General features: G+C 35.9%; 18 protein-coding genes. 9 read left to right on the forward strand and 9 right to left on the reverse strand.

Annotated elements, in window-relative coordinates; all coding sequences use genetic code 11:
• Window positions 1-1584: a CocE/NonD family hydrolase gene (locus A5482_RS06165; RefSeq protein WP_069790414.1), complete on the reverse strand. Its 1584-nt coding sequence runs from the start codon at window positions 1582-1584 to the stop codon at window positions 1-3.
• A 6-nt stretch (window positions 1585-1590) separates the two neighbouring features.
• The gene (locus A5482_RS06170) at window positions 1591-1881 is read right to left on the reverse strand and encodes a hypothetical protein (RefSeq protein WP_069790413.1); all 291 of its coding nucleotides are present in this window, start codon (window positions 1879-1881) and stop codon (window positions 1591-1593) included.
• Window positions 1882-2184: 303 nt separating this feature from the next.
• Here A5482_RS06170 and A5482_RS06175 point away from each other — a divergent pair, with 303 nt between their 5' ends.
• From A5482_RS06175 to A5482_RS06190, 4 genes are all read left to right on the forward strand, one after another.
• A complete protein-coding gene (locus A5482_RS06175; protein WP_069790412.1) occupies window positions 2185-3582 on the forward strand; it encodes a 16S rRNA (cytosine(967)-C(5))-methyltransferase in 1398 nt (465 codons plus the stop codon).
• The gene (locus A5482_RS06180; RefSeq protein ID WP_069790411.1) at window positions 3582-3998 is read left to right on the forward strand and encodes a tellurite resistance TerB family protein; all 417 of its coding nucleotides are present in this window, start codon (window positions 3582-3584) and stop codon (window positions 3996-3998) included. Before A5482_RS06175 ends, A5482_RS06180 begins: the two co-directional genes overlap by 1 nt.
• 87 nt (window positions 3999-4085) lie before the next feature.
• On the forward strand, window positions 4086-4481 hold the full coding sequence (locus tag A5482_RS06185) for a Fur family transcriptional regulator (RefSeq protein ID WP_069790410.1): 396 nt from the start codon (window positions 4086-4088) through the stop codon (window positions 4479-4481).
• Window positions 4482-4577: 96 nt separating this feature from the next.
• Window positions 4578-4745, forward strand: coding sequence for a metallothionein (locus A5482_RS06190; RefSeq protein WP_071891688.1), 168 nt, complete (start codon window positions 4578-4580; stop codon window positions 4743-4745).
• Between the two features lie 45 nt (window positions 4746-4790).
• On the opposite strand, the gene purU is transcribed toward A5482_RS06190, so the two are convergent.
• Window positions 4791-5657 carry a formyltetrahydrofolate deformylase gene (gene purU / locus A5482_RS06195; protein WP_069790409.1) on the reverse strand — a complete coding sequence of 289 codons (867 nt, stop codon included), beginning with the start codon at window positions 5655-5657 and terminating at the stop codon, window positions 4791-4793.
• 241 nt (window positions 5658-5898) lie between these two features.
• On the opposite strand from purU, the gene A5482_RS06200 reads away from it, so the two are divergent.
• Window positions 5899-6264 carry a hypothetical protein gene (locus A5482_RS06200; RefSeq protein WP_069790408.1) on the forward strand — a complete coding sequence of 122 codons (366 nt, stop codon included), beginning with the start codon at window positions 5899-5901 and terminating at the stop codon, window positions 6262-6264.
• A gap of 152 nt (window positions 6265-6416) precedes the next feature.
• Window positions 6417-7316: an IS5/IS1182 family transposase gene (locus tag A5482_RS06205; RefSeq protein ID WP_069790049.1), complete on the forward strand. Its 900-nt coding sequence runs from the start codon at window positions 6417-6419 to the stop codon at window positions 7314-7316.
• 118 nt (window positions 7317-7434) lie between these two features.
• On the opposite strand, the gene A5482_RS06210 is transcribed toward A5482_RS06205, so the two are convergent.
• The 6 genes from A5482_RS06210 to A5482_RS06235 all read right to left on the reverse strand — a co-directional run bounded on the left by A5482_RS06210 (window position 7435) and on the right by A5482_RS06235 (window position 13572).
• Entirely contained in the window at window positions 7435-8166 is a 732-nt protein-coding gene (locus tag A5482_RS06210; RefSeq protein ID WP_069791687.1) for a DevA family ABC transporter ATP-binding protein, read from the reverse strand.
• 50 nt (window positions 8167-8216) lie between these two features.
• The gene (gene devC / locus A5482_RS06215; RefSeq protein WP_069791686.1) at window positions 8217-9368 is read right to left on the reverse strand and encodes an ABC transporter permease DevC; all 1152 of its coding nucleotides are present in this window, start codon (window positions 9366-9368) and stop codon (window positions 8217-8219) included.
• Window positions 9365-10666 carry an HlyD family efflux transporter periplasmic adaptor subunit gene (locus tag A5482_RS06220; protein WP_069791685.1) on the reverse strand — a complete coding sequence of 434 codons (1302 nt, stop codon included), beginning with the start codon at window positions 10664-10666 and terminating at the stop codon, window positions 9365-9367. Before A5482_RS06220 ends, devC begins: the two co-directional genes overlap by 4 nt.
• 44 nt (window positions 10667-10710) lie before the next feature.
• Entirely contained in the window at window positions 10711-10989 is a 279-nt protein-coding gene (locus A5482_RS06225) for a hypothetical protein (protein ID WP_069791684.1), read from the reverse strand.
• Window positions 10990-11109: 120 nt separating this feature from the next.
• On the reverse strand, window positions 11110-12033 hold the full coding sequence (locus A5482_RS06230; protein ID WP_069791683.1) for an Hpt domain-containing protein: 924 nt from the start codon (window positions 12031-12033) through the stop codon (window positions 11110-11112).
• Between the two features lie 18 nt (window positions 12034-12051).
• The gene (locus A5482_RS06235) at window positions 12052-13572 is read right to left on the reverse strand and encodes a hypothetical protein (RefSeq protein WP_069791682.1); all 1521 of its coding nucleotides are present in this window, start codon (window positions 13570-13572) and stop codon (window positions 12052-12054) included.
• Window positions 13573-13785: 213 nt separating this feature from the next.
• Here A5482_RS06235 and A5482_RS06240 point away from each other — a divergent pair, with 213 nt between their 5' ends.
• The 3 genes from A5482_RS06240 (at window position 13786) to A5482_RS06250 (ending at window position 16930) form a co-directional block, all read left to right on the forward strand.
• Entirely contained in the window at window positions 13786-14448 is a 663-nt protein-coding gene (locus tag A5482_RS06240; RefSeq protein ID WP_446684836.1) for an IS630 family transposase, read from the forward strand.
• 215 nt (window positions 14449-14663) lie between these two features.
• Entirely contained in the window at window positions 14664-14843 is a 180-nt protein-coding gene (locus tag A5482_RS06245) for a hypothetical protein (RefSeq protein ID WP_069791594.1), read from the forward strand.
• A complete protein-coding gene (locus A5482_RS06250; RefSeq protein ID WP_069791595.1) occupies window positions 14840-16930 on the forward strand; it encodes an AAA family ATPase in 2091 nt (696 codons plus the stop codon). The genes A5482_RS06245 and A5482_RS06250 overlap by 4 nt, the downstream gene beginning before the upstream one ends.
• Window positions 16931-16963 lie beyond the last annotated feature (33 nt).

Genomic DNA, 16963 nt, shown 5'->3' on the forward strand with positions numbered 1-16963 from the left:
TTATATTTTTAAGAAAGATTCTTTAGTACAAAAAACACTTAGGGTAATGGTTTGGGCTTCTTGGCGATCTCCTTTATTTAGGTCATAGGCAGGGAAGCCGCTACCACTTATACTCAAACGAAGTGCTGTATTTTGCTCAAGGGCGATCGCACTAGGTTGGAGATTGAATATAATTGGTTTATTCTCTTGATGCTCTTTTACCCTGATATAACCCTGACTAAAATTATATACCCTCCCATCAGGATAAACCTGAGAAAGTACCGCACTTATATCAAAAGTAGAATGATTACAAGCCACTTTTAACTGTAAAGAAATATCCCCAATTATAGTTAGCTTTTCCGTCAAAAAATCTGAAGTATAAGTAATAATATCAGTGCGTTGCTCTAACTCTCCTCTTTCAAAACTTCCAGCATTTACGCTATTATGTCCTCCTAAACTAGGAGGCGATCGCCAAAAATCAGTTACTATTATATCTTCTGAATTTTTCTTATTTTTATTTAGTAGTTTTCCATCATCATCTTTAATATTAGCTAATCCTGTACTATTTAAGTAAAATGTAGTGTGTTTTTTCTTTTGTAAAGTTTTCCTTTTTAGCCACTTATTTTCTCCCATGAGAAATAGTTTTATATTTTTTGTCGAGCTTTTATCTGTTTCTATTCCTTTGAGATAATAATTAAACCAATTTATTTGAGCTTCATTGATATTATTATTTGCTTTATTAAAATAGGTGCGATCGCCCTTACTATTACCCCAAGGAATATGACACCAAGGCCCAATAATTAAAGATTGTTGAAAGGCACTTTTAGCCGTCATTTGTTCATAAAAATTCCAAGTACCCCGCAAATAACCATCAAACCAACCCCCAATATGAAGCATCGGTAAATCAATCCTATCAAGATAACTTTGAGGCGATAACCTACGCCAATAATCATCATCAGGGGGAGTATTTAACCAAAGATAATAAAAAGGAGCATACTTTCTCAAAGACTCCTCCACATTAGAAGGAATAGCCCACACAGGCAAATTGCGAGAAGCCAAATAAAGCACATTATAAGCAGAAAAATCCTGCTTTAACCTTGCCGTTTCCGCCCCCAATTGTATTGCCCAAGCCAAATTTAACTCATAACAAAAAGCCCCATTTTCATAAGCCCAATCGGCATATAAATCAGAAGCAATCATGGCAGGGCAAATAGTTTTCAGGGTAGGATGTTGACTAATCGCACCATATATCTGAGTCATTCCCTGATAGGAAAAACCATACATTCCCACTTTCCCTGTGCTATCTTCGAGGGTACTAAGCCAGTTAAGAGTATCCTCTCCATCATCAATTTCCGTTTCAAATAAATCAAACTCTCCTTCCGAATCACCCCTCCCTCTCACATCTTGGATAACCACCATATATCCTTGGGAAGCATACCATTTAGGATGGGCATATACCACCGTAGAAGCAATTTCCCTTCCATAGGGTTGACGCATCAACAGAATCGGTAATTTTTTCTCAGTTTTGGGGCGATAAATATCCGCCACCAATGTTATCCCATCACGGGTTTTCGTGGTAGCAACTTCTTTACTAACTGGGTACATCAATTATTAAGAAACTTGACGAAATGCTTTTAGTTGGTTATTGTAACGGAACACAATGGATTTTCCTAAATACAATTGTTGAGCCGCACTGATTAAAATATCTGCTTTTTCTTTAACAATTTCTAGTTGATAAGGACAAAGGCTAAAATCAAAACATAGTATTGTTGATGAGTCCCAAGGTTCACGAAATATTTTGCAATCTGAGGGTAGTATGGCAACAATGGAGCGAAATCTACCCAAGATTTCTAATTCTAAGTCTTGAGCGCAGAAATCTTGGGTGGTGCTGGGTTTATACATGGATTAAACTCCATTAACTGATTGTATCTATACTTATACGGTAGCACTGTTTTTTGTGGTCAAAAGATTATTTGTAGCAAAAGTTTGCATTCTTGAGAATTTAATAGAAAAGTCATAAATTTGTGGGATGATAATATCCTCTAAAAGAGTAAAAAAACGCCAAGAAATAAGTAGGTTGGCGAAATTAATTATAGCTCTTATTTTCTTAAGACTCTTATGAACAAGGGGTTTAAACCCCTTGCCTAAATCGATTTAATTATGCCTACTTACTTACTATCATCATTCCCTATTCCCCAGTTTTAAATGAATCCAAAAATTTCTCCCCGTCAACTAGCCTTTTTTGCCCTACAGGATGTTTATGGAAACAAGGCTTATACTGATATTGCTTTAGAAAGAATTTTGAGCAAAAATCAAAACCTCAATCCTATGGATAAGGGCTTGGTGTCGGAGTTGGTGTATGGAATAGTCAGAAGAAAAAGGACTCTCGATAGTTTAGTAAATCAACTTGGTACAAAAAAAGCCAGTCAGCAACCTTTACCGTTGCGGGTTATTTTACACTTGGGTTTATATCAACTAAGGTATCTTGATAAAATTCCCCCATCTGCAGCTGTAAATACTAGCGTAGAATTGGCAAAACAAAACGGCTTAACAAAGTTGTCAGGGGTAGTTAATGGTATTTTGAGATCTTATCTTAGAAAAGCTGAAATAGAAGATCCTTTAATTTTGCCTTTGGAATTGATACCAAAATTAGGGGTAAAGTATAGTTTTCCTGATTGGATTGTGGAAGTTTTTTTGAAACAGTTAAATGTTAAGGAAACTAAAAAGTTATTGCAGTGGTACAACGAATCTCCTTCTTTTGATATAAGGGTAAATAGTTTAAAGACAACCGCCGAAGAGGTAAAAAATTCTTTGAAAGCCGATGGCATCGAAAGTGAATTGTTGCCCCATTTACCCCAAGGGTTGAGGTTATCATCGGTGGGTAATGTACGCAATTTAAAAGGTTTTGCGGAGGGTTTATTTTCGGTGCAGGATAGTAGCGCCCAGTTAGTTGGTCATTTTTTAGAGCCTAGGGTGGGGGAGACTGTTTTTGATGCTTGTGCGGCCCCAGGGGGCAAAACTACTCACCTAGCTGAGTTAATGGGGGATGAGGGGGTTGTCATTGCTTGTGATAATAGGTCTTCTCGTTTACAAAAAATTAGGGAAAATGTGCAGCGTTTGGGTTTAAAATCCATTGAGATAAAAGAGGGGGATAGTAGTAGTTTTGAGTTTTTAGCAAGGATAAATGCTGATGGTGAAGGGGTAAAGGGCGATCGCACCGTACAACTTTATGATAAAATTCTGATTGATGCCCCTTGCTCTGGATTAGGCACATTACATAAACGTCCAGACATTCGTTGGCAACAAAAACCAGAAAAAATCCAAGAATTAGCCAAAAAACAACTAGCCATCCTGAGTAATATGTCAAAGGGGGTAAAAGATAATGGTTGTCTGGTATATGCCACTTGTACCCTAAACCCTATGGAAAATGAAGAAGTAATCGAGGCTTTTCTTGCATCTCACCCTGACTGGCACATTGTTACAGAAAGAAACAATATAACCGCAAATTTTCCGATAACATCAAAGGGGGCAATAAAAATTTTCCCTCACCGTCATAATATGGATGGTTTTTTTATGATCAAACTAGCCAAGGGAGAAATTTAATGAATACAGCCAATAAAACAAAACTATTAATGAAAATTGTTATAGGTGCCGCATGGATTGATGGCATTATTCATCAGGAAGAAAGAGACTATTTAAAAAAAATGGCTCGGGAAACTGAGTTAATAGATGATCCAGAAATTAAAAGTTTATTATCAGAAGTTAAGCCTATTTCCACGAAGCAGTGTTACCAATGGTTAGAACTTTATCTAGGTAAAACTCATAACATAAATGATTACCAAAAACTATTAGAGTCTATTAGTGGTTTGGTTTATAGCGATGGTGATATTGATGTTGAAGAAGCAAAACTATTACACTATCTACAAGATTTGAATCCTCAAAATCAAACTTCTCAATCTATCTTCAAAAGTCTTTTGGGTTCAGTGAAAAAGATGTATAGTCAGGCCGTTAATAGTTAATTTTTATTCATTGTGTTGGTAAAATAAGGGCTACAGCCCTTACCATAAAATTTTATTAATATCCATCACGATTTTTTTTACTAAATAATGCGAACTACCAAAAATCAAACACTCATTTTAGCTTTACTCAAGAAAATAAAAGAAGAAATTAGCGCCCAACAAATACATTTTAAACTCCGTGAGCAGGGTTCTAGTACAGGACTAGCAACGGTTTATCGTAGTCTCAAGGCATTGCATCAAGAAGGATTAATTCAAGAGCGAGTTTCCCCCAGCGGTGAGGCTTTTTACAGTATCATCAAACATGAGCATCATCCCCATCATCTCAACTGTGTTTCTTGTGGTGAGTCTATTCCTCTCAGGGATTGTCCCATTGATGAGCAATTGCATCAGTGGTGTGAGTCGAAAAATTTTACCGTCTATTACCACACCTTAGAATTTTTTGGCGTTTGTGATTACTGTCAACAGAAATCTTCTAAAAAATAAAGCCATTGTTAATTTTTTGTTACTTATACATGAATTACTGTTCAGGTGTTATGATGTTGGTATAAATCAATTTCTAAATCTATTAGGAGAAAAATTATGACTACAGTTACTCAAATGAAATGTGCTTGTCCTTCTTGTTTATGTATCGTTAATTTAAGCGATGCCATTCAAAAAAATGAGCAGTATTATTGTTGTCAGGCTTGTGCTGACGGACATCCTAGTGGTAGCGGTTGCGGACACACTGGGTGTGGATGTAATAAATAATTGAGAATGGATAATTGTCTGTAATGTTCTCAATATTCTTGACTTTTATCCAAAAACTACGGTTTTGTTGCCATATACTAATACCCTTTGTTGGAGGTGTAGTCTGACGGCCCGAGAAAGGACTATTTTTTCAAGGTCTTTTCCTTTTCTGATTAAGTCGGCAACGGTATCACGGTGACTAATTCTGACTACATCCTGATCAATAATAGGCCCTGCATCTAAGTCTTGGGTGACATAATGCCCTGTTGCCCCAATGATTTTTACTCCCCTAGAGTAGGCTTGATGGTAGGGTTTTGCCCCCACAAAGGCGGGTAAGAAGGAGTGGTGAATATTAATTATGTTGGGAATTTGCTGGATAAATTGAGGGCTTAGTACTTGCATATATTTAGCGAGTATTACTAAGTCGATATGGGCTTTTTTTAGTATTTCTATTTGTTTGGCTTCTTGTTCGGCTTTATTTTCTTTGGTAATGGGGATATAATGATATTCGATGCCAAATTGTTGGGCTACGGGGGCTAAGTCTTGATGATTACTGATAATTAAAACTGCTTCGGCTTTTAGCTCTTTGGCACGGATACGCCATAATAGGTCATAGAGACAGTGATCTTGTTTGCTTACCCAGATGGCAAGGCGAGGAATAGTGTCAGAAAAGTGTAGTTGCCATGTGGCTTTGAGGGGAAGGGCGATCGCACCGAAGGCCGCATCAATCAAATCTTTAGGTAAATTAAACCCTTCTAACTGCCATTCAATACGAGAAAGAAATAAACCTGCTTCTAAGTCGGTATGATGATCTGCATGAATGATGTTACCTCCATTAGAATAGATAAAGTTAGCTATCTTTGCCACTAAACCCTGTTGATCTGGGCAAGATACAAGTAAGGTAGCGGTTTCTTTGCTCCGAGTTTTCCCCATAGTCAATAGTTTCTTATCGATTTATTAAGTATTAAGATGGTAATTGTTAAACAAGTTTATATGTCTTTACACTAAAACTATTTTTATGTCAAGATATTTAATCTTATTTTAAGATTCTTGTCAAATTAGTGAAATTTCTAGTTTAAGGACGTAACCTAAAAATAGTAATTTAAACAGCAATAATTTTACTATTGTAAATTATCAATTAACCATTCACTGACTCCATGAGGAGTAACAAATTATGAATATGTGGTTATCCTTCTTTTTCTCCCTAATATTAACCAGTTTAGTGAGTTTTGCAACCCCTATCATTGTATGCGTCCTAATTTTAGTGTCCTTTTACTTAATGGCTTATGTACCTGCCCTCGGATTTTTGGCAGAAAAAGGATATGAACATACTTGGAACTTTTTTACTGTTTTTGGCGACGGCTCTGGTAGTATGGGCATTATTACCATCGGTGCTGCCTGTGCGGTAGTAGGATTTTTATTTGAAGCCCTCAATTTTTACCGTTATCAAACTTTGGTACATCAACCCCTCCCTTCATGGTTGTTACCTCACAATGTTCCTGATTTTCTTTCCCATAAGGGTATTAAAGGGAGACGTTAAAGAATGGACAATGGATAATTGACAATTGATAATGAAACTTCAATCTACTTAGTCTTGTTTACTTTAGTTCCTCATCTCCTTGTCTTTTCAATATTAGAGTTGTTGCGAAATAGGAGATAATAGAGAAAACTGACTAAGTAAAAAGAAGTAGAATGTTAAATATTGACAAAATACTTAATCAAGATCGACTCCTCAGAGCCACCACAGGATTGAATCGCAAGGCATTTGATGATTTATTAGTCAGTTTTGAGTCGGTTTATCTTTCATTATCACAAAAAAGTGACTCTTCTCGTCAGAGACGCTTTGGCGGAGGTCGAAAATCTCATCTCAAAACCATTGAGCAGAAACTTTTCTATATTCTATTTTATTTAAAATGTTATCCAACATTTGATTTAGCTGCTATTCTCTTTGATTGTGACCGAAGTCAAGCTTATCGATGGAGTCATAAACTACAAGAGGTTTTAGAAAAAACATTAAATGAAAAACAGGTATTGCCAAAAAGGAAAATTAGCACAATTCAAGAGTTCAGGGAATATTTTCCCGATGTGGAAAGAGTGATGATTGACGGGGTGGAAAGACCGATTAATCGACCACAAGACAAGAAAAAACAAAAAGAAAATTACTCAGGAAAAAAGAAAAGACACACCCGTAAAAATCTAGCGGTAGTAAGCCCAGAAAAAAAGATATTACAGTTAACACCCACCTGTAATGGCAAAATTCATGATAAAAAAATCCATGATCAATTTGACTTGATTGGGGGAATACCAGATATGGTGAAAGTACAAGCAGATTCGGGATTTCAAGGAGTGCAAAAAATGTATGATAATGTCTTTTTACCTCAAAAAAAACCGAGAGGGGGAGAGTTGACGGTGGAACAAAAAGAGGAAAATAGAGAATTATCAAGGGAAAGAGTAGGATGTGAGAACGCTTTTGCAGGGGTAAAAAGATACTATGCTGTATCATCAGTTTATAGAAATAGAACGCCAGAATTTGATGACAAACTAATGGTAACAGCTTGTGGATTATGGAATTTATATTTGGAAGTAGCATAAAATAAAATCAGGAATAAGAAAAATCCCATTAACTTTATTTAATATTCAACATTAAAGCTATCTCCTACTATTTCGCAACAACTCTATTGTTTACTATTTCATAAATCATCATTATCCATTATCTAACACCTAATACTCCGTCTTCTAGTTCGATAATTCTTTCGGCTACGTCTAAGATGCGATCGTCATGGGTTACTATTAGAATTGTACAACCCTGTTCTTTGGCTAATTTTTGCATTATTTCCACTACATCACGGCCTGATTTACTGTCAAGGGCTGCGGTAGGTTCGTCGGCTAATACCATTTTGGGGTGAGATACCAATGCCCTAGCGATAGCAACCCTTTGTTTTTGTCCCCCAGATAGGTTTTCGGGATAATAATCGATGTGAGTACCTAAACCTACAGCCTCTAACATTTCGATAGATTTTTTTTTGCCTTCTTCTGAGGAAAATTGAGGGTGCAAATCCATGGACATTTGAACATTTTGCCTAGCGGTTAAGGATTTGAGTAGGTTATGAGCTTGGAAAATATAACCAATATTTGTTCTTGTTTGAATTAAGAGATTATTATCTGCATTTACTAATTGTTTTCCAAATACTTTGAGACTGCCATGGGTAGCACTACGTAAAGCCCCCATTAAGGTTAGAAGGGTTGTTTTTCCTGAGCCAGAAGGCCCTTTCATGATGACAACTTCCCCTTTTTCTAGGGTTAAATTAATGTCAAAAAGAATCTGTTTTGTTAGTTTATTATTGGTGTAATAAAAATCTAAATTTTCAATTTCAACAACTTTTTTATCTTCTGGATTATCTTCTTTTTTTTGTGTATCTAATTCTGCCTTGGAAGTTAACATATTTACCCCTTTTTTTCACCATAAAAAATAAAATTTTACCTTATTTTATCTTAAAATATATCTGCAGGATCTGCTGATTTTAACTTATTAACGGCGATCGCCCCTGAAACAAAACACATTCCCAATGTTAAGATATATACTTGGGATGCAAGGGAAATGGTCATATAAATAGGTAATCCTGTAGCCCCTGCTGCCGCATCATAGAGAAGCATAGAAACCCCAATACCTGGAATAAAACCCACACAAGCGAGGATAAAAGCCTGTTGAAAAACCAAACGCAATAAATAATTATTGGTATAACCCATTGCCTTGAGGGTAGCATATTCAGGAAGGTGATCCGCCACATCAGTGTATAAAATTTGATAGACAATGACCACCCCCACAATCAAACCCATGAGCGCCCCTAGGTTAAAAATAAAGCCAATGGCGGTGCTATTTTCCCAATATTCCCTTTCATAGGCAACAAATTCTTCACGGGATAAAACTACCACGTCTCCTTGGTCAAATCTTTGTCTTAAGGTGTTAATAACCGCCTCATAATTTACCCCTTCTTCTAGGCGAATTACCCCCATATCAATCAAATTGCTATCTCGATTAGGAAAAATTCTTAAAAAATTTAAATCACTGGTAATTAAGTTACCATCCGCCCCGAAACTAGAACCAATGGAAAATAATCCCCTTACAGAAACTTCCCTTTCATTTATTTCTGCCTGAACACTTTTTCCACTATTAAACCACTCAGGAATCGGTCCGAATTCTGGTCTTGATTTATCATCAAATAATACCACATCAGATAGTCTTAGTTGGGCTAAATTTTCTTGTACTTCTGGTAGTTTAAAAAGTTGTTCTTTAGGATTAAAACCAATGACCATTATCTGTCTAGTAGATTGATTTTCGGGATTTTTCCAGATAGCAAAACCGATGTTTATATAGTTAATAGATGCTACTCCTTCTACCCCTAAACTCTGTTGTAACCGACGGGCGGAAAAACTTTTCATGGAAATAAGGGCATCTGATTGGGGACTTAATAAGAACACATCCCCTTCTATTTGTTCATGGACTGTCACCGCACTTTTGAGCAATGCAGTTTTAAATCCTAGTTGCATAAACATCAAAAGATCAGCAAAACTAATACCTGCGATCGCCACTAACAATTTAATTTTTTCTCTACTTAATTGTAACCAAGCTAGAGGTATTTTCATAATAAAATTTGTACAAATACTTGTGAATAAATAAGGCGATTTATAACATCATTATACTCAGGATTAACAGCAATTTTTACTTCCACAACCCTAGCATCAATACTGGCGGCGGGGTCAGTTTCTAAGACATCTTTTTTGCCAATTTTACTACTAATTTGAATAACATTTCCCCGAATTTGCTCACTAAAAGTATTATTCTCACTTTCAATGGTAGCTTCTTGTCCTACTTCCACCCTACCAATATCAGTTTCATAAACTTCTGCCACCACCAACATTTGGTCAATATTTGCCATTTCTACCACCCCTTGGGCATTATCAATATTTTCCCCCTCACGGGCTATTACCTCAATAATCTGTCCATTGATGGGGGCTTTTATTTGGGTTAATTCCAACTCCACTTGGGCTTGGTTTACCCCTGCCATGGCACGACTAACCTCGGCTTCGGAAGCATCGACATCCACCCCCCTAACCTCTCTGATTTCTTCTAATCTTCCTTGGGCTTCATTGATTTGTTGAGTGAGGGTGCGGACATTTTGCTGGGTAATGGCTTCTACTTCAGCGATTTCGGCATTGAGGGTATTAATGGTTTTTTGATAGGTAGCTTCTGATTCTTGAAAACGTTTTTGGGCGGCTTGAAAGGTTAACTCCCTCGTTTCAAATTCCGATTGAGAAACTACCCCATCCCTAACCAAGTCTTGATAACGGCGTAATTCATTTTGGGCGTTGTCCAATTCTGCCTGTAATCTGTCCACGGTGGCTTGTCTTTCTATTGTCTCGGAGGTAATTTGCGCCCTCAAACGACTGAGTCGAGCGCTATCTACTTCCCTTTGGGTAGCAATTTGGGCTTGTAACCTCTCTACGGTAGCCTGTTGGGCATTGATTTGCCCTTCCTTTGCCCCTGCCCTGACGATGGCGAGATTTGCTTGGGCTACTTCTAAATCTCTTCTTGCCCTTTCCAATTCTGCTTGTTTGGTGTCGTAATCGGTAGTGATAGCGATAATTTCTCCCCTTGCCACAAAATCCCCTTGAGATACCAATAGGCTTCTAACCTTTGCCCCAGCCATGGCAGGAGAGGCTGCCACCACCACCACATCCCCTTCAGGTTCGATGCGCCCTAATGCGCTTACTGCCTCAATGGTGGCAACGGTAGGGGTGTTAGATTCCTCGGTTTGACTCTGGGTATTTGTCCTTTGGATGACATAGATGGCACTACCGATAAGGGTGATTAGCCCAAGGATGGTAGACAGGATTATCCACTTTTTACCATTATCGGCGAAGACTGAGGTGCGATCGCTCATTATTTTTAGTCAGTGATGATTAATTTATGTAACATATTCTAATCTTAACAGCTTTCTTCGATCATAAAATCAGGACAATCCTTTGCCAATTCTGTATTCGCAATATTGGGTTGGATAGTACATTTGAGACGATAATCATTAGTAAAATATTGGCAATTAGTACAGGGAATTTCGTGCATTGCCTGACTACGCTTCACCGCATCTCTAACACCTCGCAAAATACTAGCTACCAATAAAAATAACAGTAACCAAGCCCCCACAAAATAAAAGGGCTTCAGATAAACATAATAATCTTCCAAAAAACGAGTAATAATTGGTAACATAAGCTCAACTAGGAATGAAAAAGATTAACAATCAAATAAACATTATTTTTAATTGTTTTTCTAGCTTACTCTAATTATTTAAGTTACTGTTTGTAATGAAAAACACTTTTTTATCAAACTCTAGGTAGTTGTTTGTAGTAAATTAACCAGACGGGAAATTTGTTCCCTATTAAATACTTGAGATAGAGTATCAGCAGCGGTTTCAGGATCTAATGTTAACAAAATTTGAGGCATTTTTGATTGTGCTAACTGCTCTAAACCTTGAGAAGGAGCAATTTCTGAACCCTTACCTACTTCCAAACAATCCCCCGCCAACTTGATTTCCTTAATGACAACAGGAGCTAGTAAACGATAGGAATGTTTTGGATTCGCAACGGCTTTTTGAGCAGACTTTAACAGGTTTTTCCAACCATTTTCATCGGGGGCAAGTTGAATTAACTTATCACAAATTCCCTCTAACTGTTGACGATTATCAGGGGTTGAATCCTGCTTAAAAATCACCAACATTCTTTGTAACAACTGTCTAACTTCTGCCACCACATCATCTTTCGGCACAGCTATTAGTGAAGGAGAAGAAGCCCTGACAGATTCGGAAGTAACTTTTGGTGCTTTGGGAATATCTCCATCCACCAATTGCAACAAATAATTTTGTAATTCTGTAAAATGAGGCTCAGCCGCTTGAAGTATTCCTTCCCCCTCTTCTTCTTTTAAACCAAAAGGACCTTGTAAACGTTCCAATAAATCTTGTAAAATATCGTAGGCCTTAAGGAAAAGACTTTCTAGGGTTTGATCAGGTTCGATGGTTTGATCTTTTATTACCTTAAAAGCATCCTCAAGACGGTGTGCTGTGGTTTGAATGCTGGTAAAACCTAGCATAGCAGCGCCTCCTTTGATGGAGTGGGCAGCCCTAAATAATTCGTTAACACTCTCCTCATCTTCGATAACAGAGGATAAGTCTAAAATCCCTTTTTCAATGGTTTCTAAATGCTCTTTAGCTTCTTCAATGAAGTAGCCTACAATTTTGTCGTTGTTACCACCATCCATGATTTTCCACCTCACACATCAATTAGGATCTTCATTAATAATGATAGCTGATTCTTGGTTTTTTTCCACACTTGGTAGTTTGAGTAAAATACCGAAAGTCAACCAATAATAAACATTTACAGGATCTACTATCAGGGGATAATAATATGGATTATAACTAATAAAAACAACAAAAATCCATAAACATAGAGCAACTTTTTTGATGGCTTTATCTTCTACTGTTTTATAAGCCTTGTAACCGAATATCACTAAAATTGTGGCAAAGGTATAAAAAGAAATTACCCCAACGAATCCCATTTCATAAATTAATTGAGCAGGAAAAATTTCGATTAAACGAACATTCCCAAATCTTCTGGCGGCACTAAGGGTTACTCCTATTCCATTACCAAAAATACTGCTTTGATTATCTAACACTGTGGAAAGGGTATTAATAAAAAATTCCGTAGGGGGTGACACATTCCAACGCCCTAAAAAATTGTTAATGGCACTTTGTACGAAACCAAAATTTAGACTAATTATTGTAATTAAAACTATTCCACCTATTTTAAAGGCTATCTTTTTGATTTTATTCTCGGTAATTAATTCAAGAATTATCAAAAATAGTGGTACTAATAATAGTGCTATTCTTTGGCCTGAAATAATACTACAAATTACCAATAAAAAACAAGCTAACCAACTAAGATATTTCCATATTTTTTCTTCTAAAAGAATAGTCCCAATAACTGCGAAAAAGATGCTAGAAATCAAGAACCACCCCCACTGCCAAGGGGCAACAAATGTTCCTGGTAAACGAATTAAATCCCAGTCAGGATAGTATAGTAATGAGCCTCCGATTAAACATCTAGCTTGTAGAGTTGTACGATTAAAGGCAGGGGCTGGTAAGTCAACACTACCGATACATAGTCCTGCTTTGAGGGCATAATATTGGAATAGGGTTAACACACAACAGATTAGGATGAGGACTATTTGTAGTTGGATTATTCTATTAAGATGTTTTTTGCTTTTAGTAAGATAATATCCACATAAAATTAACGGGATATATCCTAACCATATTTTTAGACCTATAATACCTACTAATATTTGGTTTCCTTGCTCACCTTCAAAATAATTGGGTATGTTAACAAACAGGAAGTGTAGTAATGCAATGACAAAAAAAGCTATTGTACTCCAAATTATTGCTCGATATTTTTGATAATTTTCTTGATAGTCTTGTTTTTTGTAACTTAGGATGATGGCAATTACTGGGGGAATATAAAATACATCTATGATGATTTGGAGGATAGCGTATTGAGAAGTAAAGCTGATGTATGGTCCATCAATAGTATAAGTACTGGGGATTAAGTAAGTTATGGTACCACCAAAACATAGATATATGAGCAACATATATAAGCTGGTTTGGGGATATTTATACAGGTATGCTCCTGCTATTACCAATAGTATTCCCACAATAAAACCTTTTATTCCTGATAATCCATATAATAACAGGGGAAAGGCGATCGCACTTAGTCCTAAAATAAAAAAAGGCAGATATTTTTTCATAAAAATTACTAAAGTTTAACGGACATCGAAAGATAAAAAATCTGTATTATTCTAACGAATCATCAAGAAACTAACTATTATTAGTTAAGCAAAAACTTTTTTATCAACTATTTAAGACTGCTATAAGTAGGTAGGCGATGAAAAATCGAGTTAAATGAAGAAATATAAATAGGAAGACAAGGGAGGAAAATAGATGGGAGCAAGATTAAGAGTATTTCTGCTCAAAGAAGAAGAAAGAACTCTCAAAGAAATACAACAAGCACAAAATCTAAACAAATAAACAAACAGGCAGACTTAGAAATGTTAAACATAAGTGCTGCGACAGGAGAGATAGACCTTTTATATGGAGATGAATCAGGATTTTGTCAGTGGAGCGAACAAGGATATAGTTATTATTTTCAGGGAGAGCAGAAACGACAAGAGCAAACAAAAAGAAGAGGAAAAAGATTGAGCATCATAGGATTGTGGCAACCGTTAGTTCAATTCTTCTATAGTCTGGTGATAGGAAGTTTTAAGAGTGATGACTTTATCAATTTAATGGACGAACAATCAAAAATAGCTTCAGAATCAGGGCGAATGCGTGTAATAGTACTTGATAACGGCTCAATTCATACAAGTAAAATAGCCAAAGAAAAATACTCACAGTGGGAGGAAAAAGGACTATTTTTGTTTTTCTTGCCACCCTATTGTTCCGAGATGAATAATATCGAGTTGGAATGGCAGCATTTAAAGCGAGACCAATTAGCTGGTCAAATGTTCGAGACAGAAAAAGAATTAGCTTGTCATGTAATATGGGGGTTAGAACATAGAGGAGAAAAAGGACAATATTCTGTTGATTTTGTCAATGTTCGTCCTCATTTACATTCTTTTACATAGCTTGGTTTTCTTTCGCCTACCTACTTATAACTTGAGTTTAGACTAAATCTAATTTTAAACGCTGAAACCCTTATATGACGTATATTTTATATTTTTTACATTAAACGGATAAGAATAGTCAAAATTCTTGCTATATAAGGATCATAGCTTCTTACAGTTCAAATTAGTCTAAAGTACAGATATAATGTAAAAAAAAGTATTATAAACCTAATAAGATGGTCAATACTAGCCTTATCAACTTAGATGAAATCAATGAACCAATTCAAAATGCAAAACCAGAAGTTAAAAGCATTATTGAACAGGTTTTAACATTAGAAAAAGAACGACTATACAATAATAACCTCCGTCATATTAATGATGATGTCTTAAAAATAATTAAACAAAACATTCAATGAAACTAATCTCTTTACAAGCTAATAATTTTAGGCAGTTTTATGGAGAAACTCCTGTTATTTCTTTTGCTGGAGGAGAAAAACACACGACTATTATTCACGGTAATAATGGTGCGGGAAAAACTACTTTATTAAATGCTTTTACTTGGGTATTGTATGAAAAGTTTACTCCTGCTTTTTCGTCTCCCCATTTGTTAATCAATAAAAAGGCAATTAATGAAGCTGAAATAGGGGTAAATATTGAATGTTCAGTAATGGTAGTATTTGATCATAATTACTTTCGTTATCAGGTAAAAAGAAGGTTTTTTGTCAGTCGAAATGCTCAGAATAAACTAGAAAATAGTCAATCTACTTTAACCATGATGGTGACAGCCGATGATGGCACTACCAAATATCCCCATGAAAAACCAGAGGACATTATTGAAAGAATTTTACCTAGTAGCTTACACCAATATTTCTTTTTTGATGGAGAACAAATTGAGCAAATTTTTCGTTCTGGAGAAAGGAAAAAAATAGCGGAAGATACTAAGGAGTTAATAGGGGTTAAATTTATTGAAAGGGCTGTAATTCATCTAAAAAATGCTAAAAAAACTTTACAAGATGAGTTGTCAGTATTAGGGGATATAGAGATAAAAAAAACTATTAGACAAAAAAGAGATTTAGAGCAAGAAAAAGAAGATAAAGAAGAGCAAAACAAATTAATTATTTCTCGATTGGGTAAGTTAGCAGAAGATAAACAAAATATTTCCAATCAACTGTTAGAAATGAGTGGAGTTAAAAATTTAGAAACTTTACGAAATAAGTTATTACAAGATGTAAAAAATTATCGTAGTCAATTAGGTAATCATCGTCAAAAAATAAAAAAAATAATTTCTCGTCAAGGTTATTTAATTTATCTTGTAGGGGCGATCGCCCAGTTCCATAGTATAGTAGATAAACTGAGAGAAAAAGGACAACTTCCCAGCGGTATAAAAAAAGAATTTGTTAACCATTTACTAGAAAAAAATCGCTGTATTTGTGGCACAGAATTAAGAGAAGGAAACCAACCCTACGAAGAAGTAAAACAGTGGATGAATAAAGCAGGGGTTGCCAAAATGGAAGAAGAAGCCATACGTTTGGATGTGCAAGTAAAAACTATTGAATCCTATCCTGAAAATATATATCAAGAAATTGACCAATATCAATACCAAATTGGTGAATATCGAGAAAAACTAAGCCAAATAGAAAATGAAATCGATAAAATAAATGACCAACTAAGAGTATATCCCGACAAAAATATTCAATCCGCCCAAAAAGAATTAGATAATATTGAACAACATATCCGCAAATTAACCCTAAATCAAGGAGAAACAAACCTACAAATAGAAACCATTACTGAAAATATAAAAAACCTTGAAAAAACCATCAAAAAACAAGAAATAAAAGCCGAAAAATATCAACTAACCCAAAAAAGAATAAACGCCACCGAAGAATCGATAAAGTGTCTCCAAGAAGTAAAAATAAGACTAGAAAATCAATTTCGCCTCGCCCTCGAAAAAAGACTACAAGAAATATTTAGCTCAATTTCCTTCACCCCCTATCAACCACAACTCAACGAAAACTATGAATTAAACCTCATTGAAAACACCTCTGGAATCCCCCTCGACGTTGCCGCCTCCACAGGAGAAAATCAAATTCTTAGCCTTTCCTTTATCGGTGCTATCATCGACATGGTAAAAAAATGGTCAACAGAAGATAGTATCCTCAAACCCTCCGCCCATCAATTCCCCATCATCATGGATTCCCCCTTCGGCAGTTTGGACGAAATTTACCGCACCCAAGTAGCCAAAGCCATTCCCCAACTAGCTAATCAACTGGTGGTATTAGTTACCAAAACCCAATGGAGAATGGAAGTAGAAAGAGAAATGGATAACTATATTCATCGTCAATATGTCTTAGTTTATCGCTCACCAAAACAAGACTGTCAAGAAGACTACATCACTTTATATGGAAAGGAATATCCCCTCGTCAAAAAAAGTGATAACCAGTTTGAATATACTGAAATTATGGAAGTATCACAACCAGTGACAACCTCAGAGGAATTCTGGTAAATTAAGAGATTGTATCCGCAATTATGACAACTG

Origin of the sequence: Cyanobacterium sp. IPPAS B-1200 (assembly GCF_001747005.2) — a bacterium.
In the GTDB taxonomy this organism is placed as follows: domain Bacteria; phylum Cyanobacteriota; class Cyanobacteriia; order Cyanobacteriales; family Cyanobacteriaceae; genus Cyanobacterium.